General features: G+C 71.9%; 26 protein-coding genes and 1 tRNA gene. 23 read left to right on the plus strand and 4 right to left on the minus strand.

What is annotated here, in order from left to right; genetic code table 11:
- Nucleotides 1-317: 317 nt before the first annotated feature.
- The 3 genes from ACFY2K_RS42285 to ACFY2K_RS42295 are packed head-to-tail and all read left to right on the plus strand — an operon-like array spanning nt 318 to nt 3,836.
- Entirely contained in the window at nt 318-2,324 is a 2,007-nt protein-coding gene (locus ACFY2K_RS42285) for a carbamoyltransferase C-terminal domain-containing protein (protein ID WP_387718186.1), read from the plus strand.
- Nucleotides 2,325-2,352: 28 nt separating this feature from the next.
- Nucleotides 2,353-2,994: an HAD family hydrolase gene (locus ACFY2K_RS42290; RefSeq protein WP_387718189.1), complete on the plus strand. Its 642-nt coding sequence runs from the start codon at nt 2,353-2,355 to the stop codon at nt 2,992-2,994.
- Complete coding sequence (locus ACFY2K_RS42295; RefSeq protein WP_387718192.1) at nt 2,991-3,836, plus strand: DUF1932 domain-containing protein; 846 nt, start codon at nt 2,991-2,993, stop codon at nt 3,834-3,836. The genes ACFY2K_RS42290 and ACFY2K_RS42295 overlap by 4 nt, the downstream gene beginning before the upstream one ends.
- Here the strand turns inward: ACFY2K_RS42295 and ACFY2K_RS42300 are convergent.
- From ACFY2K_RS42300 to ACFY2K_RS42310, 3 genes are all read right to left on the minus strand, one after another.
- A complete protein-coding gene (locus ACFY2K_RS42300; protein WP_387718195.1) occupies nt 3,826-4,263 on the minus strand; it encodes a guanylate kinase in 438 nt (145 codons plus the stop codon). The two genes, ACFY2K_RS42295 and ACFY2K_RS42300, sit on opposite strands and share 11 nt — an antisense overlap.
- 134 nt (nt 4,264-4,397) lie before the next feature.
- Complete coding sequence (locus ACFY2K_RS42305; RefSeq protein ID WP_387718196.1) at nt 4,398-5,399, minus strand: AAA family ATPase; 1,002 nt, start codon at nt 5,397-5,399, stop codon at nt 4,398-4,400.
- Between the two features lie 264 nt (nt 5,400-5,663).
- The gene (locus ACFY2K_RS42310; protein ID WP_387718198.1) at nt 5,664-6,011 is read right to left on the minus strand and encodes a GntR family transcriptional regulator; all 348 of its coding nucleotides are present in this window, start codon (nt 6,009-6,011) and stop codon (nt 5,664-5,666) included.
- Between the two features lie 224 nt (nt 6,012-6,235).
- Here ACFY2K_RS42310 and ACFY2K_RS42315 point away from each other — a divergent pair, with 224 nt between their 5' ends.
- The 20 genes from ACFY2K_RS42315 (at nt 6,236) to ACFY2K_RS42410 (ending at nt 21,844) form a co-directional block, all read left to right on the plus strand.
- Nucleotides 6,236-6,940 carry a hypothetical protein gene (locus ACFY2K_RS42315; RefSeq protein ID WP_387718201.1) on the plus strand — a complete coding sequence of 235 codons (705 nt, stop codon included), beginning with the start codon at nt 6,236-6,238 and terminating at the stop codon, nt 6,938-6,940.
- A 77-nt stretch (nt 6,941-7,017) separates the two neighbouring features.
- Nucleotides 7,018-7,821, plus strand: coding sequence for a hypothetical protein (locus tag ACFY2K_RS42320; protein ID WP_387718204.1), 804 nt, complete (start codon nt 7,018-7,020; stop codon nt 7,819-7,821).
- A gap of 106 nt (nt 7,822-7,927) precedes the next feature.
- Entirely contained in the window at nt 7,928-8,998 is a 1,071-nt protein-coding gene (locus ACFY2K_RS42325) for an IS481 family transposase (RefSeq protein WP_387718207.1), read from the plus strand.
- Between the two features lie 161 nt (nt 8,999-9,159).
- The gene (locus ACFY2K_RS42330; RefSeq protein WP_387718210.1) at nt 9,160-9,423 is read left to right on the plus strand and encodes a hypothetical protein; all 264 of its coding nucleotides are present in this window, start codon (nt 9,160-9,162) and stop codon (nt 9,421-9,423) included.
- 94 nt (nt 9,424-9,517) lie between these two features.
- Nucleotides 9,518-10,528 carry a DUF2637 domain-containing protein gene (locus ACFY2K_RS42335; RefSeq protein ID WP_387718213.1) on the plus strand — a complete coding sequence of 337 codons (1,011 nt, stop codon included), beginning with the start codon at nt 9,518-9,520 and terminating at the stop codon, nt 10,526-10,528.
- Nucleotides 10,525-10,875 carry a hypothetical protein gene (locus ACFY2K_RS42340; protein WP_387718216.1) on the plus strand — a complete coding sequence of 117 codons (351 nt, stop codon included), beginning with the start codon at nt 10,525-10,527 and terminating at the stop codon, nt 10,873-10,875. Before ACFY2K_RS42335 ends, ACFY2K_RS42340 begins: the two co-directional genes overlap by 4 nt.
- Entirely contained in the window at nt 10,872-11,246 is a 375-nt protein-coding gene (locus ACFY2K_RS42345; protein WP_387718219.1) for an RRQRL motif-containing zinc-binding protein, read from the plus strand. The genes ACFY2K_RS42340 and ACFY2K_RS42345 overlap by 4 nt, the downstream gene beginning before the upstream one ends.
- Before the next feature lie 41 nt (nt 11,247-11,287).
- Nucleotides 11,288-11,551, plus strand: a complete 264-nt coding sequence (locus ACFY2K_RS42350) for a hypothetical protein (protein ID WP_387718222.1) — start codon at nt 11,288-11,290, stop codon at nt 11,549-11,551.
- A 104-nt stretch (nt 11,552-11,655) separates the two neighbouring features.
- Nucleotides 11,656-13,383, plus strand: a complete 1,728-nt coding sequence (locus ACFY2K_RS42355) for a hypothetical protein (protein WP_387718225.1) — start codon at nt 11,656-11,658, stop codon at nt 13,381-13,383.
- Nucleotides 13,384-13,491: 108 nt separating this feature from the next.
- Complete coding sequence (locus tag ACFY2K_RS42360; protein WP_387718228.1) at nt 13,492-15,717, plus strand: hypothetical protein; 2,226 nt, start codon at nt 13,492-13,494, stop codon at nt 15,715-15,717.
- 246 nt (nt 15,718-15,963) lie between these two features.
- The gene (locus ACFY2K_RS42365) at nt 15,964-16,149 is read left to right on the plus strand and encodes a hypothetical protein (protein ID WP_387718231.1); all 186 of its coding nucleotides are present in this window, start codon (nt 15,964-15,966) and stop codon (nt 16,147-16,149) included.
- A 13-nt stretch (nt 16,150-16,162) separates the two neighbouring features.
- Nucleotides 16,163-16,372: a hypothetical protein gene (locus tag ACFY2K_RS42370; RefSeq protein ID WP_387718234.1), complete on the plus strand. Its 210-nt coding sequence runs from the start codon at nt 16,163-16,165 to the stop codon at nt 16,370-16,372.
- Nucleotides 16,369-16,647, plus strand: a complete 279-nt coding sequence (locus ACFY2K_RS42375; protein WP_387718237.1) for a hypothetical protein — start codon at nt 16,369-16,371, stop codon at nt 16,645-16,647. Before ACFY2K_RS42370 ends, ACFY2K_RS42375 begins: the two co-directional genes overlap by 4 nt.
- 15 nt (nt 16,648-16,662) lie before the next feature.
- Nucleotides 16,663-16,980, plus strand: a complete 318-nt coding sequence (locus tag ACFY2K_RS42380; protein ID WP_387718240.1) for a hypothetical protein — start codon at nt 16,663-16,665, stop codon at nt 16,978-16,980.
- Nucleotides 16,981-17,135: 155 nt separating this feature from the next.
- Nucleotides 17,136-17,396, plus strand: a complete 261-nt coding sequence (locus tag ACFY2K_RS42385; protein ID WP_387718243.1) for a hypothetical protein — start codon at nt 17,136-17,138, stop codon at nt 17,394-17,396.
- Nucleotides 17,397-17,402: 6 nt separating this feature from the next.
- Nucleotides 17,403-17,624: a hypothetical protein gene (locus ACFY2K_RS42390; RefSeq protein ID WP_387718245.1), complete on the plus strand. Its 222-nt coding sequence runs from the start codon at nt 17,403-17,405 to the stop codon at nt 17,622-17,624.
- Nucleotides 17,621-18,475, plus strand: a complete 855-nt coding sequence (locus ACFY2K_RS42395; RefSeq protein WP_387718248.1) for a DNA primase — start codon at nt 17,621-17,623, stop codon at nt 18,473-18,475. The genes ACFY2K_RS42390 and ACFY2K_RS42395 overlap by 4 nt, the downstream gene beginning before the upstream one ends.
- Before the next feature lie 2 nt (nt 18,476-18,477).
- Complete coding sequence (locus ACFY2K_RS42400; protein WP_387718251.1) at nt 18,478-19,953, plus strand: ATP-binding protein; 1,476 nt, start codon at nt 18,478-18,480, stop codon at nt 19,951-19,953.
- 497 nt (nt 19,954-20,450) lie between these two features.
- Nucleotides 20,451-20,678: an excisionase family DNA-binding protein gene (locus ACFY2K_RS42405; protein ID WP_387718256.1), complete on the plus strand. Its 228-nt coding sequence runs from the start codon at nt 20,451-20,453 to the stop codon at nt 20,676-20,678.
- Nucleotides 20,678-21,844 (plus strand): tyrosine-type recombinase/integrase, encoded by a 1,167-nt coding sequence (locus ACFY2K_RS42410; RefSeq protein ID WP_387718253.1) that lies wholly within the window; start codon nt 20,678-20,680, stop codon nt 21,842-21,844. The genes ACFY2K_RS42405 and ACFY2K_RS42410 overlap by 1 nt, the downstream gene beginning before the upstream one ends.
- Nucleotides 21,845-21,917: 73 nt before the next feature.
- On the opposite strand, the gene ACFY2K_RS42415 is transcribed toward ACFY2K_RS42410, so the two are convergent.
- Nucleotides 21,918-21,990, minus strand: a tRNA-Arg gene (locus tag ACFY2K_RS42415).
- Nucleotides 21,991-22,010: the final 20 nt, after the last annotated feature.

The following is a 22,010-nucleotide window of genomic DNA, read 5'->3' on the forward strand; positions in this document are numbered from 1 at the left end:
CTCCGTCCGCCGCGCCCTCTGGCGCCCGCGCCCGGGGCTGGGGCGGACCCCGGGCCCGGGGCCCGGGCCGTTGCGCCGGGAGTCCGCCGGGCCCCCGCTGCGCATGCGTACGCCCGGGCGCGGGGCCGTGCGTAAACGGGGATTTCAGTATGTACCGGCCCTGCGCACGCGTGGTCGAATGACCGGGTAGTCGCTGGTGCCGGGGGCAGGCGGCCGGCCCGGGCGGGGTACCGGAAATCCCGGGGCATCCCTTCGCGCACGGGCCGGAAATACCTCGTCCTGACAGAACCTGGCAGACCGAGGAAAAAGAGGTAACCGTGGCCGAGCATTTCCTTTCCGCCTATCTCACGCCGCCGGGGCCGGGTGCGGTCTTCTCGGTCCGGCACGACCAGAACGTCGCGCTGTGGCGCCGGGACGGGGCGGACGTCGAACTCGTCCGGGTCTGGGAACTGGAGCGGGTCAGCGGGCAGAAGCACCATTTCTGGCCGCTGTACACCGAGGGCCGCTCGGCGGCCTTCCTGTCGGCGCTGCTCGCCGAGGAGGGGCTGACCCTCGACGACGTCACCGCCACCTGGGGCACGCCCGGCCTGCCCAAGGCGCAGCCGGTGCCGAAGCCGGCCGGGGCGGAGGACTTCCCGCTGCACAGCCTGGCGCACCTGTTCAGCGGCGTGCTGCGGGACGTCCCGCTGTTCCGCGAGGGGCAGATCGTCGGCCTGGCGATCGACGCGCTGCCCGACTACGCCCAGGAGAGCCGCCCCAACCCGTACTGGTACGCGGGCTGCGTGGTGAAGCAGGGCCGGATCACCTTCGAGCCGGTGGAGTCCCCCGGGCCGCTGTACACCGCGGCCGAGACGGTGTTCGGGCTGGAGCCGGGCTCGCTGATGGCGCTCGCCTCCGCCTCGACGGCCGCGATCGAGTTCGACGCCGAGGCCGCGATCGCCGGCGTCACCTTCTTCGGCGGCTCGGCGACCCAGCCCTGGAAGGCCGCCCACGACCTGGTGCGCTCGGTGGTGGACGCGGCCGAGGAGCAGCTCGCCGACGCGGAGCTGGACGACTCGCTCAGCCGTGAGGACCACCTGCGCAGCGCCGTGATGAAGGTGATCCAGCGCTGCTGCGAGGGCGTCGCGATCCGCAACGTGGAGCGGCTGCTGGAGGTCGGCGGCATCCGCGCCGAGGACACCCACCTGGCCACCACCGGCGGCTACGCGCTCAACTGCCCCACCAACACCCTGCTGATGGACCGCTTCGGCTTCCGCGGCCTGGTCACCCCGCCGTGCGCCAACGACTCCGGCCAGGGCATCGGCCTGGGCCTGCTCGGCCTGTACGGGGCCGGCGCCCTCGACGGCGCCGGGCTGCGGATCACCTCCCCGTACTACGGCCGGGACGTCCTGGACACCGAGGAGGCGCTGGCCGAGTTCGCGCCGTGGATCGTCTCGGTGACGGACTTCGAGGACGAGCGCTTCGTCGCCGACGTCTCGGACGGCGTGGTCGCCTGGGTGGACGGCCGGGCCGAGCTCGGTCCGCGCGCGCTGGGCCACCGCAGCCTGCTCGGCGACCCGCGGTCGCCGAAGGTCAAGGACCTGCTGAACGAGGTCAAGCGGCGCCAGTGGTGGCGGCCGGTCGCGCCGATGGTGATGGCCGAGCACGCGGGCGACTGGTTCGCCTCCGACCGCGAGTCGCCGTACATGCTGGAGGCCGTGCAGGTCCGGCCGCAGGTGCGGGAGCTGGTGCCCGCGATCGTCCACCTGGACGGCTCGGCCCGGCACCAGACCGTCACCGCGGCGTCCAACCCGCGGCTGCATCGGGCGCTGGACGCCTTCCGGGCCGCGACCGGGGTGCCGATCCTGTGCAACACCTCGCTCAACGACAAGGCCGAGGCGGTCGTCGACCAGGCCGCGCAGGCGCTCAACCTCTGTGTCCGCAAGGGCGTTCCGGTGCTCTACCTGAGCGGGCGGCGGGTCGAGCTGCGGGCCGAGCCGGTGCCGACCGCCGGGGTGCCGGCGCCGGTGGCCCCGACCGAGCCGCGGCCGCGCGCCCTGGAGCACTTCGCCGGGCAGGAGGCGGACCGCGACGCGCTGTGGCAGGGCTGGCTGGACGCCGGCTACACCGTCGAGGGCATGTACCACCTCTCGCGCAGCCACCAGCTGCGCGCCGCACAGTTGTCGCCTACGTGCCCTGACCTGCGCCGAAGCGGTGCTGGGGCTCCACCCCGAGTTCTCACCGCCGCCGTCCGTGATTCCCCGTGGTTCCCCGCCCGTCCTGGCACGACTGTGGCACGGGATAGACAGGTGCGCGGCGTCGCGCGCCTGCCCCACCGTCGGTAGGGTCGCCGCCATGGGCAGGCTCGTTCTCATGGACCTCGATGACACGCTGATCAACCGGCGTGATGCGGTGACGGCGTGGGCTGCGGATTTCAGTGCCGGCCGGCACTTGGCACCAGCGGCCGCGCAGACGTTGACCGATGCGCTACGGGACCGGGCACTGCCGGAGACCTTCGAGGCACTGCGCACAGCCCTCGGTCTAGCTGAGTCCGCGGCAGAGCTGTGGGACGCCTACGTAGTCGGGCTGGCCGCGAAGGTCACTTGCACCCCGGGGACCCTGCTCCGCCTCGACCTGCTCCGGGCCGTCGGGTGGACGGTGGGCGTGTTGACCAACGGCGCGACGGACATTCAGCGGGCCAAGCTCACTGCGGCAGGCATCCTGGACCACGTGGATGCGGTGTGCATCTCCGAGGAAGCCGGAGCCCGTAAGCCAGATCCCAAGGCGTTCCGGACGGCCGCCTCGCGCTGCGGCTTCGAACCTCATTCCGCCGCGTGGATGGTCGGGGACAACCCGGTGACGGACATCGGCGGGGCCAGTGCCGCCGGGCTGCGAACGGTCTGGGTCTCGGCCGGCGCCGCCTGGGCCACGCCCGGACTCACCCCCGACCACATCGCACCCACCGTCGCCGATGCGGCGGACTTCCTGCTCGGACTCCCGGAGAATCCACGATGACCATCAAGCCGATCGTCGGCATCGTCCACCCCGGAAGCATGGGCGCTGCGGTGGCCGCTTGCGCACGGCCGAACGCCGCACGGGTGCTTTGGTGCCCGACCGGCCGCAGTGCGGCCACCGCGGCCCGGGCTGAGCGGGCCGAGCTGGAGCCCGTCAGCAGCCTGGACGAGTTGGTGGAGCAGGCACACGTCATCTTGAGCCTCTGCCCGCCAGCCGCTGCCGAGCAGGTAGCGCATTCCATCGCCGAGCGTCGGTACGTCGGCGTCTACGTGGAGGCCAATGCCATCAGCCCTGAACGGATGGATCGCATCGCCGAGCTGCTAGGCAAGTCCGCCCAAGCTGTGGTTGATGGCGCGGTCATCGGATCCCCGCCCATCAACGGGAAGCAGACCCGGTTGTACCTCTCCGGTCCGTCCGACGCCGTCTCGTTGGTGGAAGGGCTGTTCTCCGGAGGCGTGGTGTCAACTCCCGTTCTAGGGACGGAGATCGGTCAGGCATCAGCTCTGAAACTGGCGTACAGCTCGTACCAGAAGGCGTCCCGCGTGCTCGCGGCGGTTGCCTTCGGTGCGGCACGTGCTCACGGCGTGGACGATGCGCTGCTTGACGTCGCCAGCAAGCGGGAGGGCAGCTACCTGGTGGAGACCGAATACATTCCCAAGACCGCGGCTCGGGCCTGGCGTTGGGGCCCCGAGATGGATGAGGCCGCCGACATGCTGTCTGCCGCCGGCTTGCCGGAGGAGGTGCTGCGGGCGGTCGCCCGGACGCTGGGTCGCTGGGCGGACAGCAAGGACCTCGCCGGACTTACGCCCGACGAGGCCCTCGACCGTCTCACTAGTCCATAGGGGCGCGGCTCCACGGGCGCCAGCCACCACCGAGAAGCGCGTCGATGAGCCCGGCAGCCTCCGCCGGATCGACAACGCTCGTGTCCACCGAGAGATCCCATACCTGGCCGGGGTGCGCTTCGACGTCAGCCTGGGTAGCGTCCCAGGCAATAAGCCGGGCTTCGATGTCCTTGTCCCCTCGGCCAGCCGAGCGAGCCGCGGTCACCTCGCGCCCGCACCAGAGCAGCACCACCGACCAGTCCGCCGGGTAGCTGGTCACCAAGGCCTCGATGCCTTCGACCTGGCCCAAGTGCACGATCGGGGTCCCGTCCTCGAACGCGCGGTCCATGCCGGGACGGTCGATGACGTAGGTGTTGCCGTACCGGCTGTTCTGGTAGATGACGTCGCCCGCCGACTCAAGTTCGGCCAGCTGCTCGGGCGTTCCCATCCGGTACCCCTCAGACTTCCCGGATCCGACCTTGAGTCTGGAGAACAGCCGGTACTTCCCAGCTCTCTGGAGGGCCTTCGTCACAGTGTCCTTACCGGCTGCCGGCGGCCCGTAGAGGATGAGGCCTCGGGCGGTCACAGCCCGCCCCCGCTCAGCGCGTCGCGGGCCTGGTCGGCAGCAGCGACGGCCGCGCCGAGGCGGTTGTCCACGACGAAGTGGGGACCGGCCGGCCTGAGCTTCAGATCGACCGTGGCCAGGTAGTCCTCCCATGCCTCCATCTTCCACATGTCCCGCGCCGCACCCCGGAACTCGATGTACTCCCTCATCGACTCGGGGTCACATTCGACCCATATCGCCGCCACGGCGACCCGCTTCGCCTTGCACCGGTTGTAGAAGCGCTGCATCCAGTCCGCTTGCGAGAACTCCGCGAGGAACGGCGCGTCAAGAATTACGGAAGTCCCACAATTCAGGTTGTCCCATGCGGCCTCCATGAGGCAGCGATATTCGAGCGGCCTCACCTTCTCGCGATAGAGGTCGGAACTCCGATCGTTTGCCTCGCCGCCGAGAGCCAGCAGGAGCTGATCAACCAGCGGCCGGGTCAGCGAATCCTTGTCGAGAATTGGCCATCCAGTGAGGCGGCCGATGAATTTGGCATACTCCGACTTTCCGGAACCGGCATATCCGCCAACCAGAAGGACGACCGGCCCGGCATCATCGCCACCCGCCCGGCGCTTCCACTCGTCCACGATACGGCTGCGGAACGCCTCGGCATCGACCCCGTCCGCGCCCTCGCGCAAGCTACCAAGGGCCTCACGAATGGTCTCGGCCAAGTCGGGGACGGACTCTGCTGAACGCTGGCTGGGCACCGTAGCGACCTCTCCGGGGAGAGCTCGGCGAAAGCCCAGTTCCGCCTCATTCAGGCGGTAGAGGATGCAGTAGGCCCGGCGATAGTCGGGGCTTGGGAACGCCGTCCCCTTCTCGTGCGACCAGACCGTCTGAAAGTTGGCCGCAAGGCTGAACTTGTGCCGCTCGCCGATTTCCCGCAACTTCTCACCGACTTCCTCAAGAGTCAGGGTGTGGGACTCCCTGACCTCTTTAAGAACTGTCGGATTCCAATCTGGGCGCTGCCGAGCCATATTCCCCTCCTAGGAAACTGCTCGTGCCGCGAGTGTAGCGGCTCGTTGAGTCACCTGAAAATCGTGATAGAAGTCGTGATAGTACTCGTGTAAAGGCGTGTAGCCGAATACCGGTAAGGCTCCGTGATACCGATCTCCTGGCGGCAGGTGTGAACTGATCTCAGTTCGCACCACCGAGGAGGTAGCAATGCCGAGCCAACCGCCCCGATATGCAGAGAGGGGACCGCGGCGAACCCGCGATCCCCTGATCCCCCCGCCCGGCCATCACTTGGCCTCAAGCTCCACTACTCGGGCAACCAGCGCGCGGAGCTCCTCTCGAACCTCCGCCAGTTCCCGCCGCAGCCCCTCGGCATCCCCGGCCATCACGCCGGCCCTGGTCGCGGCATCCGGCGCCAGGAACGCCGCCTTGCCCTGGTGGCTCACCACCAGCCCTGCCTCTTTCAGGTGCGTCACAGCCGCCCGCGCGACGGTCTGCGTCACCTCGTACTCCGTTCGGATCGCCGCCAGCGACGGGATCCGCCCGCTGGTGGCGAACTCGCCGGCAGCGATTCGCGCGCAAAGGTCGTCCGCCACCTGCCGATAGGCGGACTTCTCTCCGGTCCACTCGACCATCAACTCTCCACATCCCTCTGCGTCTCTGCCTCATAGTGCCGCACCCACCGGCCGGAACCAATGCTTCCGCATGTCGCTCGGCCGATGGACTTGCCAACTCTGCCCTCTCTGCCTCACAGTTGAACTGTGCGGCAGAGAGAACAAAGCTCTCGGGCCGCCCTATTCCAGCACGTCAGCGTGCTGATCCCACCTGCACTCCACCTGACGACTCAGGAGGCTTCGCCATGCTCGCTACGCTCCGCACCACCACCGCTCCGACCGTGACCGGTCGCTCCTACGCCCGCCGTGTGGCGTCACTGACCAGCGGCTCCCACCGGGTCTCGGCCGGTAAGTGGGTGGCGGAGGCCCAGGGTGACGAGCGCCGCCGGCGCGCCGCGGCCTGCCGCCTTGGCCGGTTGACCGGGCGGCGGGCGCCGCGGTGGACCGGTGAGATCGGGACGCGGGACTGGCGGACGATCCTGGCGGCCGGCGCGGAGGCCCTGGCCGAGTCCGCGGCTGCTCAGCCCGCTGCCGAGGCGGAGCCCGCCAAGTGCGCGGAGTGCGGGACGCGGCTGAACCGGGCGAACCGCGGCACCGTCTGCAGCCCGTGTCAGGCGTCCGCCAGTGCCGAGCCGGTCGAGGCGCCCGCCGAGAAGCGGCACTCCGGGCCGGACATGAAGCACCTGGACGACACGGCGCGGGAGTTCGCCCGGGTCTCCACCCGGAGCACGAGCGACCGCGTGGTCGACCAGACCCGCAATGGCCGCGTCGAGGCCCTGGTCGCCGAGCTGCTGGCCGCCCAGCCGGCGAGCGCGCTGGACCTGGTCGGCGAGGACGAGCGCAAGTCGGTCGAGCGCTGGAGCCCGTTCCGCAACGGCCCGCGCCACGTCGTCCGGTGCGCCGACGGCTCCCGCCGCTACGGCACCGGCGAGCTGGCCCCGGAGCACTAACTGTGCCATCTCATGAGGTTGGTACCGCGACCTCGATCAACGACCAGCTGCCCCCTTCTCTCCGAGGAGCTCGCAGAATGAGGTCCCACCACGTAGTCATGTGGTCCGGCGGCATCACCAGCTGGGCCACCGCCCGCCACGTCATCGCCCTGCACGGCACGGCCAGCACGACGCTGCTGTTCGCCGACACCCAGGCCGAAGACGCAGACCTCCACCGCTTCAACACCGAGGCCAGCAGCCAGCTCGGCATCCCGCTCACCACGGTCACCGACCCGCAGCAGCGCGACCCCTGGCAGGTCTTCGAGGACAAGAGCTGGCTCGGCAACACCCGCATCGCCCAGTGCTCCCACGCCCTCAAGCAGGACCCCTGCCGCACCTGGCTGGCCGCCAACACCGACCCGGCCGACACCGTGCTCTACGTCGGCATCGACTGGACCGAAACCCACCGCCTCCCCGCCATCACCAACGGCTGGGCCCCCTGGAGCGTCGAGGCCCCGCTCACCCGGCCGCCCTACGCCGACAAGCGCGACCTCCTCGTCGAACTGGAGGCGCTCGGCATCCGCCGGCCCCGCCTCTACCGGCTCGGCTTCGAGCACAACAACTGCGGCGGCGCCTGCGTCAAGGGCGGCCAGGCCCAGTGGCTCCGGCTCCTGGACGTCTTCCCCGACAGGTACGCCAAGGCCGAAGCCCACGAGATGCGCATGCGCGCCAAACTGGGCCGGGACGTGGCGATCCTGCGGGACCGGACCGGCGGCACCACCAAGCCCCTGACGCTCGGCGAGCTCCGCCGTCGCGCCGAACAGGACCACGAAGACCAGCCCCGCCTCGACTTCGACGACTGGGGCGGCTGCGGCTGCTTCACCGAGGCCGACGCGGCGTAGAACCCTCCTCCTGCCCGGCCGCTGTCAGTGGGACCGCTCACCATGGACGGCACCCCACCCGACGGCACCGGGCAGGAGAACAAATGAATCGCACCACCAGGACCCTGTGACGGGGCACCGCAATGCCCCACTGACGCCCGAAGGGCGCCGCAGATTGTGTGAGCGCGTGGACTCCGGACGTCCGATCGCGCACGTCGCAGCGGAAGCCGGGATCTCCCGCCGCTGCCTGGCCAAGTGGTACGCCCGCTGGTGCAGCACCGGCGAGGACGGTCTGCTGGACCGTTCCTCCCGGCCCACCACCAGCCCTACCCGCATGGCACAGAACATCGCCGACCTGGTGGAAACCCTCCGCCGGCAGACCAAGCACGGGCCGGCCCGTCTGGCCGCAGACCTGAAGAATCTGCACGGGATCACGGTGGCCCCGGCCACCGTGCACCGCGTCCTTGTCCGCCGCGGACTCAACCGCCTACGCGACCTCGACCCGCCCACCGGCGAGAACCTTCGCCAGGTCATCCGTTACGAGCACGACAAGCCCGGCGACCTGATCCACGTCGACATCAAGAAGCTCGGCCGCATCCCGGACGGCGGCGGCTGGCGCATGCACGGCATCGGCACCGACGGCGCCCGCGCCTCCAAGCGCACTGGCCCCGGCACCGGGAAGGTCGGCTACACCTACCTGCACTCCGCGCTCGACGACCACTCCCGACTCGCCTACACCGAAGCCTTGGAGGACGAGCGCGCCACCACCGCGGCTGCCTTCTGGCACCGCGCGGTGGCGTTTTTCGCCGAACACGGCATCCACCCGATCGATCGAGTCCTCACCGACAACGGGTCCTGCTACCGCTCCCAGCTCTGGACCGACGCGCTCGCCGTCACCGGCACCAAGCACAAACGCACCAGGCCGTACACCCCGCGCACGAACGGAAAGGTCGAGCGCTACAACGGCACCCTCGCCCGCGAGTGGGCGTACGTCCGCAGCTACACCTCCGAGTACGAGCGCCGCGCGGCGCTCGCCGACTTCCTCAACTACTACAACCACCAACGCCCGCACTCCGCCCTCGGTGGCCAGTCGCCGATCAGCCGGACCTCCGGCAGCGACTACCGAGTCACCCCCGGCCAGCCGCCCGCGCCGTTGGAGATCTTCCCCCAGCAGCTCACGTTCGAGGACGCCGTGTAACCAACGTCCCGAGACATCACAACTAACCCCCAGCTCAATCCAGCTACTGCCCTGCGCGGTGGACGGCTCCCGTGTCCTTGGCCGGAAGAGGAGCCGTCCCCGCCGGGCCCACCCACCAATCAGGAAGAGGCAGACCCGTGAAGAACATGGTTGCAGACCAGGTGGTTCTGGATGACGACGAGTTCGCCGAGCTGGCGCTCGGCGTGGACTCGGAGTTCACCCGGCTGTTCACCGGGGTGCCCGGCGAGAGCGAGGTCGAGCGCGAGGCCCGGACGGACGCCGCGGCCGACATCGTGGCGGACCTGCGCCGGGCGGACCCGGTGCTGGCCGCCTACGCCGAGCGCCTGCTGAGCATGGCGCCGGTGCCGCTGCGGCGCCCCGCGGCCATCCGCCGCACGGCGAGCATCGGGCGAGTGGCCGCGTGAGCGCCGGACCCGCGCTCACGGCGCTCACGTCCGCTCACGACGCGCTCACGATGCGCTCTCCGTTCGCCGGGCGGTGGTCGTGGTGAGGGTGCCGATGAGCCAGGAACAGATCCGCTCGGCCGAGAAGGCCTTGGCCGTGGGGACGTGGACGATCACGCTCGGCGCGGTCCTCTACAGCGTGCTCACGGTGACCCCGCTCATGTCCCACCACACCCCGAAGGACTGGGGGTGGACGGCCCCGATCCTGCCGCTGGTCGTGGACGCGGCGGTGGTGATCGTGGTCCGCATGGACAGCACGCTCGCCCGCCTCGACGGCGACGGCGGCCGGTGGCCGGCCGTGCTGCGCTGGATGACCGGCGCCATGACGGTGCTGCTCAACGTGGGTCAGTCCGCCCTGGACCGGGATCGGGTCGGCGTGGCAGTCCACTCGGTGGCGCCGCTGCTGCTGATCGTCACGGCGGAGACCTCCCTCGCCTACAGGCGGGCGATCGCCGCCGCGCTGGCCGCACGAGCGGCCCGTGAGCGCGATGAGCGGGCCGAGCGCGAACGCCGCCAGGAGGAGCGCCGGCAGCAGGAACGCACGGACCGGATCGCCGAGTACGAGCGGGCCGACAAGGTCGAGCGTGAGCGCCGTGAGCACGACGAGCGGATGGCCCGCGAGCAGCGTGAGCACGAGGAGCGCATGGCCCGCCAAGAGCGGGACGAGCAAGCCCGCCGGGACGCCGCCGACCGCGACGAACGGCAGCGCCGACAGGACGCCGAGCAGCGCGACCGTGAACGCCGTGAGCGCGAGGTGAGCGAGCGTGAGCGCCGTGAGCGCGAGCGTGAGCAGATCATCGAGCAGCAGGCCGAACGGCTCCGGGAGAAACTCCTCACCGCCCCCGCCGTGGACGAGCGGCTGCCCGAGGACCAGGCCCGGATGAAAGTCCAGGACTGCGTCGTGGCCCGCATCCCGCAGCGCCGAGCGGTCGACCTGACCGGCTGGTCCGCCGGCTGGGTCGCCAGCCGCTACCAGGAATTGCGCTCCACCGAGCGCCCCGCCCTGCACGCCGTACCCGGCAACGACGAAGAGACCACCGCCCCCGCAGAGGAGCAGGCATCGTGACCACCAGCACCGAGGCCACCGCCAGCGCCAGCGACCAGATCACGGCCGCCGCCGCTCTGCTGGCCATCCTCGCCGCCCACACCGACCTGCCCACCCCCACGCCGGCGCTGCACCGGTTCCTCCAGCCCGGCACCGACATCCCGTGGGGTGCGTGGGGCGTGAAGCTGTCGCTGCACCGCGGTCTCGACACGTTCGAGCAGTGGCGCGAGGCCCTGGGCCTGGACCCCGCCACCACCGACGACGGCGAGTACGGCACCAGCCGCTGGCTGACCGCCTACGGCATCAGCCACGGCGTCCCCGTCGAGGTGACCGGCTACTACCGCTCCGACGCGGACACCGAGCGGTGAGCCGCCCCCGCCACTGGGACCCGGCCGGCGACCACCACGGCGGCACGCCCACCTACCCCTGGCGCATGGCCCCGGCCGGGTACTTCACCCGCCGCCAGCTCCGCGCCAAGGGCCTGCGCCCCGGCGGCCAGGACCCGGCGGCCCAGATCATGTGGCGCTCCCGCTACGGCGGCACCCGCCCCGCCTACCTCTACCGCCTTGCCCTGGCCAAGCCCGTGCGACCCATGACCCCCGCGAAGGCCGCCGCCCTCGCCAAGGCCAACCAGGCCCGCCGCACCTGCCCCACCTGCCAGCGGGACGCCGGCTACGTCCTGCCCACGCACCTGGGCACCTGCCTGACCTGCGCCGACCACACCGCCCTCGCGGCCTGACCGACCAACTCGCCTGAACCGACACCCGGGAGACACCCGCCATGTCCGAGCAGATCATCCACAAGGACCCCGCCACCGGCCTGCCGGTCGGCACCGTCGCCGCGTTCCTCAACCTCTCCGCCGCCATGGTCGCCCTGTACGCCGACGGCACGGACCAGTACGGCGCCCCCAAGGCCAGTTGGTTCTGCCTGGGCTGCGGCCGGCACAGCCACATCGCCCAGCAGCTCGGCACCAGCCGCGGCGAGGCCAACGCCCACGCCGCCGAGTGCCGGGCGATCCCGTGGCCGCAGGCCGTCCTGGTCTGACCCGCTCACCGCTCAAATCCCGGGACGGCCGCGCAGCTTGCCGGCCGAGGCGGTCGTCCCGGGCCCCTTTCCGCACCACATCGCAGTGAGGAAGGAGTCTCATCATGTCCGACACCCTTGCGTCGGCGCAGGCCGCTGCGGCTGTCGACGCTCCGATCCAGCCGCCCGCCGCCCCGGCGCCCGCGCCCAGCGGTGGCCGCCGGAACGCGGAGCCGCGCCTTGGGCACACCCGGGGTGGTCTGCCGGCTGTGCCGCTCGCGGTGACCACGGCGAACAGCGTGGTCGGCTTGGCGTCGGCCGCCGCGTTGATCTCCGGGCCGGTGGTCGCCCTCGCGGCCACCGCCGGGACGGTCGCGACCAGCGCGATCGCCACCCGGGTGGCCCGCCGGGCCGCCGCGAAGGCCGCCCAGCGCGCCGCCGGGACCACCCGGGGCACCGCCTCCGGCCAGCGGGCCGCGCACCTGTCGCTCGTCAAATCGCCTGCCCAGCAGCGCGGTTCGAACTCGGCCAGCGGCCCGGGGCGGGGTCGCACCCCGACCGGGACTGCTGGCCGGACGGGGAACGGCCGGGTGGGTGTGCCGCGCCAGTCCCCCACCGGTTCCGCCGGCGGCGGTTCGTCCGCCCATCCCGGGGCGACGTCGCTCCGATCGCCGGGTGGTACGGCCGGACGGAACAGCGTGGGGCCGGTGCCGTCCGGTCCCCGCGGCTCCGGCGCCCGCCGGGGCGGTGGCGGCGGGTCGGCGCCGGGGAAGTCGCCGGGCGCGGGCAAGGCGGCGCTGGACCGCGTGGCCGCGCGGGCCGGCGCGGTGAAGGCGGTCCGGGCCGCCGACCGGAAGTCGATGCCCACCCGGTCCGAGCGCCGGAGCGGGCAGAGCGAGGCCCGCCGCCAGGTGGCCGATGCCCGCCGCGACGCCAAGGCCGCCGAGCGCGACCGCAAGGCCGCCCAGCACAGTCCCCTCCGGCGAGCGGCGGCCAAGCCCGCCGCCGCCCTCCGGCGCACGCTGGACAGGGCCCGGGGCAAGGCCCGCACCGCCGCCGACCAGAGCACCGAGCGCAAGGTGACCGACGCACGCCGCGAGGCCCGCAAGGCCCCGGCGCGCCGCGAGGCCCGCAACCGGCTCCGCCGATCCGCCGCCCGCTTCCACGGCCGGCGACTGCTCGCCGCGCTGCTGGCCCTGCCGGTCGGCCTGCTCGGCATGGTGACCACCCCGATCGGCCGCAAGCTCGGCTTGAACTGGCTCATGCACCCCGGCCGGCGCCTCTACCGCCGCCTGGCCGGCAAGGCCGCCCAGCAGCGGGCCGAGCGCGACACCGCGACCCGTCAGGACCTCGCCGACGCCGAGCAGGCCATCGACGAGGCCATCGACACCGACGACACCGGCGAGCAGGCCGTGGCCGACACCGTGCCGCGCGCCCCCAAGCACCACCAGCCCGCACACACCAGCAGCAGCCCGAGCGCCCCGGGAGGCGACATGTCCAAGACCGGTTCCGGCTTCGACTTCTCCGAGGTCGCCTCCGAGATGTACGGCTCGGCGATGAACTACGACCCGGACGGCATGATGCACGTCCTGGCCGCGTTCGAGGCCATGCCGGAGGGCCTGGAGTCCGTTGCCAACACCTTCCGCGTCCTGGCGGAGCGCTCCGACGAGGAGTTCCCCCTCGACAAGGTCGTGGGCGAGGCCCTGAACGAGGTCTACACCCTGCTGATGACCGCCGTCAGCGCCGCCGAGGAGGTCGGCAAGGCCTTCCGCGGCGCCCACGAGGAGGACATCTCCCGCCACGAGAACCCCCGCAACGGCGAGGAGAAGTGGGACATCGTCAACAACCAGTAACCCCAGCTGGAGAAGCAGCACCACCGGGCCGCCCCGCCACCCTCGCGCGGGGCGGCCCGTCCCATCCCCAAGCACCCGCCAACGCCCCTCCCGCTGCCTGGAGTCGCCGTGAACCAGCCGCCCGAGCACACCCTGAACCTGACCAACGTCCCCAAGCCGAAGCCCCGCAAGACCCCCAACCCCAAGACCACCTGGGTGCCGCCCCTGGACTGGGCCGCCACCCACGGCCCGGTCTCCGGCGCCCTCTCGGCCGCGACCGGCGCCGGCGCCATGGCCCTGCTCGGCGCCGCCACCCACATGCCGCCCGGCATCCCGCTCGCCGTCGGCGTGGCCGGAGCGCTCGGCCACGGCATCGGCGCCAGCGTCCGGCGGCGCCTGACCGGCCGCACCATGGCCGGCCGGGCCGCGTCCTGGCTGCTCGCCGGAGGCTGGACCACCTGGGCCATCACCACCGGCCCCCTCACCTGGGCCGCCGCCGGAACGCTCGCCGCGCTCGGCGTCGGCATCGGCGCCATGGCCTCCAACGCCGCGATCCGCGAGGAAGCCGTCGAGCTGGAGCGCATGAGCGACGAGGCCCGCACCGCGGTGCGGAAGATGAACGGGGAGCGCGAGGCCCTCGCCCGCGAGTGGGCCGAGCGGATCCACCGCGTCACCGGCATCCAGGTCGCCGTGTTCGCCGTCGAGTTCTGGAAGACCGGCGCCGGGTTCTCCCTCGCCGCCGAACTCCCGGGCGGCAACGCGACCTGGGACCGCATCGCCGCCGCCGCGCGCGCCCTGGCCACCGACGCCCGCCTGCCGCTCGGCTGCACCGTGTGGGTCGAGGAGGGCGACCGGCAGGGCCGCGTCGTCCTCGACATCGCCACCGTCAACGTCATGGCCGGCGAATACCCCTACCCGGACGACTACTCGGCCCTGTCGATCCTCACCGGCATCCCCTGGGGCATGCTGCCCAACTCCGACCAGGCCCAGGTGCTGCTGCGCGAGGCGTGCGCGCTGATCCTCGGCCCGCCCGGGTCCGGCAAGTCCACCTTCGTGGACGTCGTCCTCGCCGGGTTCGCCCGCTGCGTGGACGTCGTCACCTGGGTGATCGACCTCAAGGCCGGGGCCGCCGGCATCCCGTGGATGCGCCCCTGGCTGGAGGCCCGCGGCCTCAAGGCCACCAAGGCCGGAGCCGACGCGCCCCCGGCCGGCACCCGGCCGGGCGTGGACTGGCTGGCCTCCACCCCGGGCGAGGCGCTCCGCATGGTCCGGGCCGCGCTACGGATCAACGCGGCCCGCCAGCAGGGCTACCAGGACCTGCTGGACGCCGAGAACACCACGCTGCTGCCCGTCTCCGCGAAGCTGCCCCAGATCATGGTCGTCGTGGACGAGGGCGCCGAGCTACTGAGCACGGCGTCGTTCACCGACCAGACCATGAAGGCCCTCCAGGAGGGCGTGAAGAAGGCCATGCGGACCACCCGCGCCATGGGAATCCGCTTCATCCTCACCGCCGTCGACGGCAACGTGACCGCGCTCGGCGACACCGCGATCCGCAAGTTCTCCCCCGTCGGCGTCGCCCTGACCTCCGGCGAGTCGTCCGGGAACAACGTCAACAAGCTGTTCCCCAGTGCCAAGGTCGACACCCGCCAGCTCCGCGCCAAGGGCTGCGGCGTCATCGGCTCCGCCGGCGCCGACGGCTTCGCCCCCACCGGCTTCAAGGGCTGGAAGACCAGCCCCAGCATGGTCCGCGACGCCGTCCTCGCCACCAACGACCGCCGCCCCCGCCTCGACAAGATCTCCGACGAGGCCGCCGGCCTGGAGTACACCCACCGCTGGGATGCGGAGCGCGCCGGATGGCTCTGGGCGGGCACCACCCCCACCGGCACCACCACCGCCCCGGCTCTGGTTGAGAGCGCCCAGGCCGCTCCGGCGCCCGCTCCGGCCGGCGGCGGACTGAACCTCTCGGCCCTGCGCGACCAGCCCAGGACCGCCGAAGCGGCCGGCCGCGAGGCCGGGGACGAGCTGGCGGAGGTCATCGCCTTCCCTAGCGCCCGCCCGCAGGGCCTCAACCTCACCTCCCTGCGCAAGGACACCCCCGCCGCCGACCCCGCGCCGCGGCTGCTCGTACGCGCCCACGCGGCCATCACCGCCGACGGCGCGGACCGCATGTCCACCGCCGACCTCGCCACCGCGCTGGGCGCCGACGCCCAGACCCTCGGCGCCGAACTCAACGCCCTCCTGCGCGCCGTCGGCGTCGAACGCCCCGGCGCCGGCACCGTCCGCACCGACGCCGGCAGCAAGTCCGGCTTCTACGCCCACACCCTCGAAGACGCCATCAAGCGCTACCGGCAGTGACCCGGCAGCCCCACACAGGGCCACACACGAAGGGCCACACAGTCCCACACGCGCCCGTATGCCCCACACAGGCGCGTGTGGGCCCCTGACCTGCCCGTGTGGCCCGTATGGGCCACACAGCACGCCCCACACGGCACCGCCCCCAGGCCCCGTTTCAGGGCCCGGGCCCACACGCCCGCCACCGCGTGTGCCCCACACACCCCTGTGACTGTCCGTCACTGTGATGCACGGAAAGGACCGCCCGCCATGGCCGTCACGATCAGCGTCACCATCCTGCTCGCCATCGTCGCCATCCTCCTCATCCGGGCCCGCCGCACCACGCTCGGCGCCGCCGTCATCGTCTGGCTGTCCGGCTTCACCACCGCCAGCACTGGCCTCGCCGACCCGGTCAACACCTTCCTCGCCGCCGTCGCCCGCCTCTTCCACCACTGATCCGGCGCCCCCGATGACCACCCCGGCCCCGATCCGCCCGCTCGCCGCCGTCCACCTGCGCGAGGCCCTCCAGGCCGCCGCCAACCGCGAGCCCGCCACCGCCCTCGCGGCCCTCATGCACATCGACCCCCAGTCCTGGCAGGCCATCGAACACCGCCTCGCCGCACTCGGCACCGACCTGCTCGACGTCCTCGCCCACACCGCCCAGGGAGGAACCCGATGAGCACCACCAGCGACCTCATCACCGCCGCCGTCCTCATGGCCCCCGGCGCGATCCTCAGCATCCCCGTCGTCCTCTCCCAGCGCGGCGCCCACGCCGACAGCGCCACCGTCCAGCAGGCCCTCGCCGCCTCCGCCGCCGAACGCGCCGCCCGCACCGCCGCCACCGACACCGCCCCGCCCGACGGCGGCGAGGACATCCCCACCCCCGCCACCAACGCCCCGCTCCGGCTCGCCGCCGTCCTCCCGTTCCCCGGCCCCGCGCGCCGGGCCGCCTGACCGAAAGGCCCGCCCGTGTACGACGACTTCGACCCGTACGACGGCACCGACCACCCGACCCGCGAGGAGGAGAAGGCATACGAGATCGCCCTCGACCTCGCCGACGAACAGCGCCGCGCCGAGGAGGAGCAGGCCGCCGGACCGCAGCCCGGCCACACCGAGATGTGCGAGGGCTGCCACGGCACCGGCGGCGGCTACGAGGACGAGGCCTGGGACGACGAGGCCCAGGACTACGTCCCCATCGACTACGAGCACTGCCCCGAGTGCGGCGGCTGCGGCTACTACGACTGCGACGGCACCTGCGAGTTCGCCCAGGACCCCGACGGCATCTGACCGGCCTGCGCCGACCGCCGTGCCACCCGGACCACCGCCGCCCCGGCGGCGTGGGCCCGGGTGGTGCGGGGGACGGACAGACCGCTCCCGCACCAAGCCGCCGCCCATCTCGGCGACGCAGCCGTCGCCCGGGCCGCCTGAAAGGGAGACTCGTCATGCCCCTGCGCCTGACCTGCTACACCCGCCCCCGGCTTGAGGTCTGGCTGACCGACACCCCCCGCCGGCGGTGCCCCCAGTGCGGGGGCGACGGCTGGTGGATCGACGGCTTCGACGACCAGACCGGCGAACACCCCGACGCCGAGTACGTCAACTGCGGCTGCTGGAACCCCGACCGCCGCAGCCGCCTGCTCGTCGTCCCGCGCTGGGCCGCCCGCCGCTGGCCCGGCTGGACCCCGCCCAACACCGAAACCTACTGACCTGCGGTGGGCAGCCACCTCGACTGGCGCGACGTCCGCCACTACGACCGCACCGGCGACCGCCCCTGCCGCTGGTGCGGCCGCCCCACCCCGCTGCGCGACGACCACCGCAGACCCTCACACAAGGTCTGCGCCGAGGCGAACGCGGCGAACGACAACGGCGGCCCCCTTCCGCCAAGAACCGGGGCCGCCGCCAATCCAGCACAGAACTGGAGGCATCCAGCATGACCCATCTGCCCCCGATCCGGGGAGAGCACCTGTCCACCGCGCTCTTCCTGGCCGCCGACGGCGTGCCCGCCCTGCCCCTGCGGGCCGGGAAGGTGCCGTTCGGCAACTGCCCGGCCTGCGAGAAGAACGCCTGCGGCGGCCGGCCGAACATGAAGACCCCCGGACCCTGCGCCTGCCCGAAGCCGTGCCACGGCTGGGCCGCCGCCACCACCGACCCCGACGTCCTCACTTCCCCCGCCTGGGCGCGGGCGTGGCGCGAGGCGGCGGCTGTGGCCTACCACCCCGGCGGCGCCGGGTGGACCGTCGTCGACCTCGACAACGCCGAGGCCATCGCCTGGGCGCGCGAGACCCTGCCCGCCACGCGGACCGTGCCCACCACTCGGGGAGAGCACTGGATCTACCAGGGCATCATGCCCTCGCGGAACGCGGTCCGGCCCGACGTGGACATCAAGTCGTCCATGCAGTACGCCCGGTGGCTCGGCCCCGGCGCCGGCACCATGACGGCCCTGCCGGACGTCGTCCGCGGCCTGGTCGTGAAGACGCCCGCGGTCGTCCGACCGGCGGCCGGCGCCGTGCCCGCACCGGCCGGCGGCGGGAAGTGCCCGCACCGCACCCCGGCCTACCTCGCCCGGGGCATCGCCATGGCCGAGCAGCGCATCACCGAGGCGGCCAGCGCGGTGCACGCCACGGTGTTCTCGGCGTTCCTCGCCGTGCTCTCCACCCACGGCCGCTGCGGGTGCCTGACCCAGGCGCACACGGAGCGGCTGTTCGCCGCCGCGCAGGCCAAGGGCGAATCGCCCCGGCACTGCGCCGACGCCTGGGCCAACGCCCTGACCCGGCTGGGGATGTAGCCGTGGCCGAGGACGAGAAGACCCCGGGGCGTGAGGTCGTCGCCGACTACGCCCGCCAGCACTTCCGGTACTTCCGCACCGCCGACGGCGCCGTGTACGCCCAGCGCACCGGCCACCCCGTGGCCCGGCCGATCCGCTCCCAGGGCACCACCGGCAGCCACCGCCAGGAACTCATGGCCGGCCTGTTCAAGGACGGGCGCGGCGTCTTCAACGGCACCGCCATCAAGGAGGCGTTGGACTTGATCGAAGCACTCGCACTGACCGAGGACGTCCAGCCCGTCCACATCCGCGTCGCCCCCGGCTTCGACGGAGCGACCTGGCTCGACCTCGGCCGAGCCGACGGGCAGTCCGTGCGCATCCACCCCACCGGCTGGGACATCACCGTCCCCGACCCGCGTGAGGTCTGCTGGAAGCGCACCCAGCTCACCGGAGAGCTTCCGCTGCCCACCCGGGACACCGACGGCAAGGGCATCGACCTCCTGCTCCGGCTGACGAACTTCGCCGACGCGGCAACCGAGTGCCTCGCGATCGCCTGGCTGATCGGCTGCCTCGGGCCGTCCGTGCCCGTGCCCGCCCCGTTCCTCACCGGCCCGCAGGGCGCGGGCAAGTCCACCGGTGGCCGGATGCTGGTGCGGATCATCGAGGGCATGAGCGGCGACCTGCGCCGGGCCCCGAAAGGCGAGGAGGACCTGATCGCGGCGGTCGCGGCCGGGTGGGTCACCGCCCTGGACAACTTGAGCCACATGGGCCCGGACCTGTCCGACGCCATGTGCTGCATCGTCACCGGCGCCGAGTCCGTCAAGCGCGCCCTGTTCACCGACGGGGACGTGCACCGATCTGCCTACCGCCGGCCGCTGCTGCTGACCGGCATCGACGTCGGCGTCATCCGCCCCGACCTCGCCGAACGCCTCCTGCCCCTGCGGCTGGAACGGCCCAGCATCCGGCGCACCGAGGCGGAACTGTGGGCGGAGTACGCCGAGGTGCTGCCCGTCGTCCTCGGATCCCTGCTCGACCTCGCGGTGAAGGTCCGGGCTGCCGAAGCCGAGACCCCGACCGACCTGCGTATGGCCGACTTCGCGCACCTGTGCGCGCAGCTCGACGCCGCAACCGGCTTCGGATCGCTGGCCGCCTACCGGGCCAGCCTGGACGACCTGAACGACGACGTGATCGAGGGCGACCTGTTGGCGCAGACCGTCCTCCAGCACGCCGAGACCATCGCCCCGGGCCAGGCCCAGCGCATGTCCTCCACGGAGTGGCTGCAGTGCCTCAGCCGCCTCTACAGCGGCGACGAGTTGCGTCCCGTGCCCAAGGGCTGGCCGACCACTGGCAAGGTGCTGTCCGACCGGCTCAAGCGCTTGCAGCCCACCCTTGCGGCCCGGGGTGTCCTCATCGACTCCGGCCGTACGAAGGAGCGCCGCTACCTCGAAATGGCCCGACCGGCGACCCCCGTCGAGCACGAGCAGACCCAGCTGCTCTGACCGCTCCGGACAAGCAAGAAGAGCACCCGGCTCCGTCCCGGACGGGTGCTCTTCTTGCTGTTCGGCGAAGCCGCCCAAAGTCGTGCCGCGCAGCGGCTCCTTCTTCACGCTCTGAGGCACGCCTAACTACAACCACCGCCCCCTTCTTTTCCTAAGTAGGAAGACGCTGCGTCACCTGCGTCACACGGCCTCGGAAACGGCCCCTGACCTGCGCCGAAGAGGGTGACGCAGACGACGGCCGCTGCGTCATCCTGCGTCACCTGCGTCACCTCGATGACGCGGCCGATGACGCACCGGTGACGCAGACCCCGCCCACTGCGTCACTCAAAACAGCAGGTCACAGACCTGAATGACGCAGATGACGCGATGACGCAGAAATCCCCACCTCGGACAAACACGCCCCGCGATGTCCCCTTCGGCCCCCTGAATCCGGGCCCGTTCTCCAACCCGCAGAGGAGTACGCCTTGGCCAACCACCGCACGCCGCCCGCACCGGCTCTGCCGGAGCAGCTGCTGAACGTCGCCCAGGTCGCAAAGCTGCTCGGCACCTGGGAGACCAGCGGCGAACGCTTCCCCCGCCGACTGATCGAGGAACGCCGGATCACCTTCGTCAAGGTCGGACGCCACGTCCGCATCCCCGCCTCTGCCGTCGCCGAACTCATCGCCGCCAACACCGTGCAGCCCATCAACGCCCGCCGCACCGCCACGAACAGGACCGCCGCCTGATGGCCAACAAGAAGAACAGCCGCCGCCGCTTCGGCGCCGTACGCCAGCTCCCCTCCGGCCGCTGGCAGGTCCGCTACCGCGACCCGCTCACGGGCGCGCTGCGGCCCGATGAGAAGACGTACGCCACCAAGACCGACGCCGAGGTCAGGCTGAGCCAGCTCGAAGCCGATATCAGCCGCGACAAGTGGGTCGACCCGGACGCCGGGAACGTGAACTTCGGCAAGTACGCGACCCAGTGGCTCAAGGAGCGCAAGCTCGAGGAGACCACCCGGGAGCGGTACGAGACCGCGCTCCGGCTGCACATCATGCCCACGCTCGGCCCGCGGTTCATCGTGCAGATCACCCCACAGCGGGTACGGACCTGGCGAACCCGGCTGCTGGAATCCGGTGTCGGTGAACCGACCGTCGTCAAGGCGTACCAGATGCTGCGGGCCATCATGAACACGGCCCTCGACGACGAGCTGATCAAGCGCAACCCGTGCCGGATCAAGGGCGCGGACACCTACGACGTCCCGGAGCGGCCAGTCCTCTCGGTGGCCGAGGTCTTTGCCGCGGCTGATTCCATCACGCCCCGGTGGCGCGCCCTGGTCCTGATCACCGCGTTCACCACGCTGCGGTTCGGCGAGCTGGCCGCGCTTCGCCGGCGGGACGTCGACCTGGACGCCCGGCTGCTCCGGGTGCGCCGGAACCAGGCCGAGCTGTACAACGGGAGGCTCTACGACAAGGCGCCGAAGAGCCGCGCCGGGTTCCGCCCGGTGGCCTTCCCCGCCTCGATCGTGGACGCCCTCCAGCACCACCTTGAGCACTACGCGGGGCAGGGCGCGAACGGCCACATGTTCATCGGACCGCGCGGTGGCCGACTGCGCCGGAGCAACTTCCGGGACGACTGGACCGCCGCGAAGGCGAAGGCGAAGATCTCGGCGGACGTGCACTTCCATGATCTGCGTCACACCGGGAACACCCTCGCCTCGCAGAGCGGAGCGAGCACCCGGGAGCTCATGACCCGCATGGGACACAGCACCGCACGGGCCGCGTTGATCTACCAGCACATGACCAGCGACCGTGACCGCGCCATCGCCGACCGCATGGGCGAGATGGTCGAAAAGGAGCTGGAGAAGGAGGCCCCACCGGACGGATCTGGCACGGACGTGGCACAGGACGACTAGCGGTCCAGAACGACGAAGGCCCGGGCCGGAGGGATTGTCCCTCTGGCCTGGGCCTTTTTCGTCTTCTGTGGTGTGCCCCAGGCAGGATTCGAACCTGCGACACCGGCTTTAGGAGAGCCGTGCTCTATCCCCTGAGCTACTGAGGCGTGGCCGGTCGGTGACCAGG

The sequence above is a fragment of the Kitasatospora sp. NPDC001309 genome, from assembly GCF_042896295.1.
Lineage (GTDB): Bacteria > Actinomycetota > Actinomycetes > Streptomycetales > Streptomycetaceae > Kitasatospora.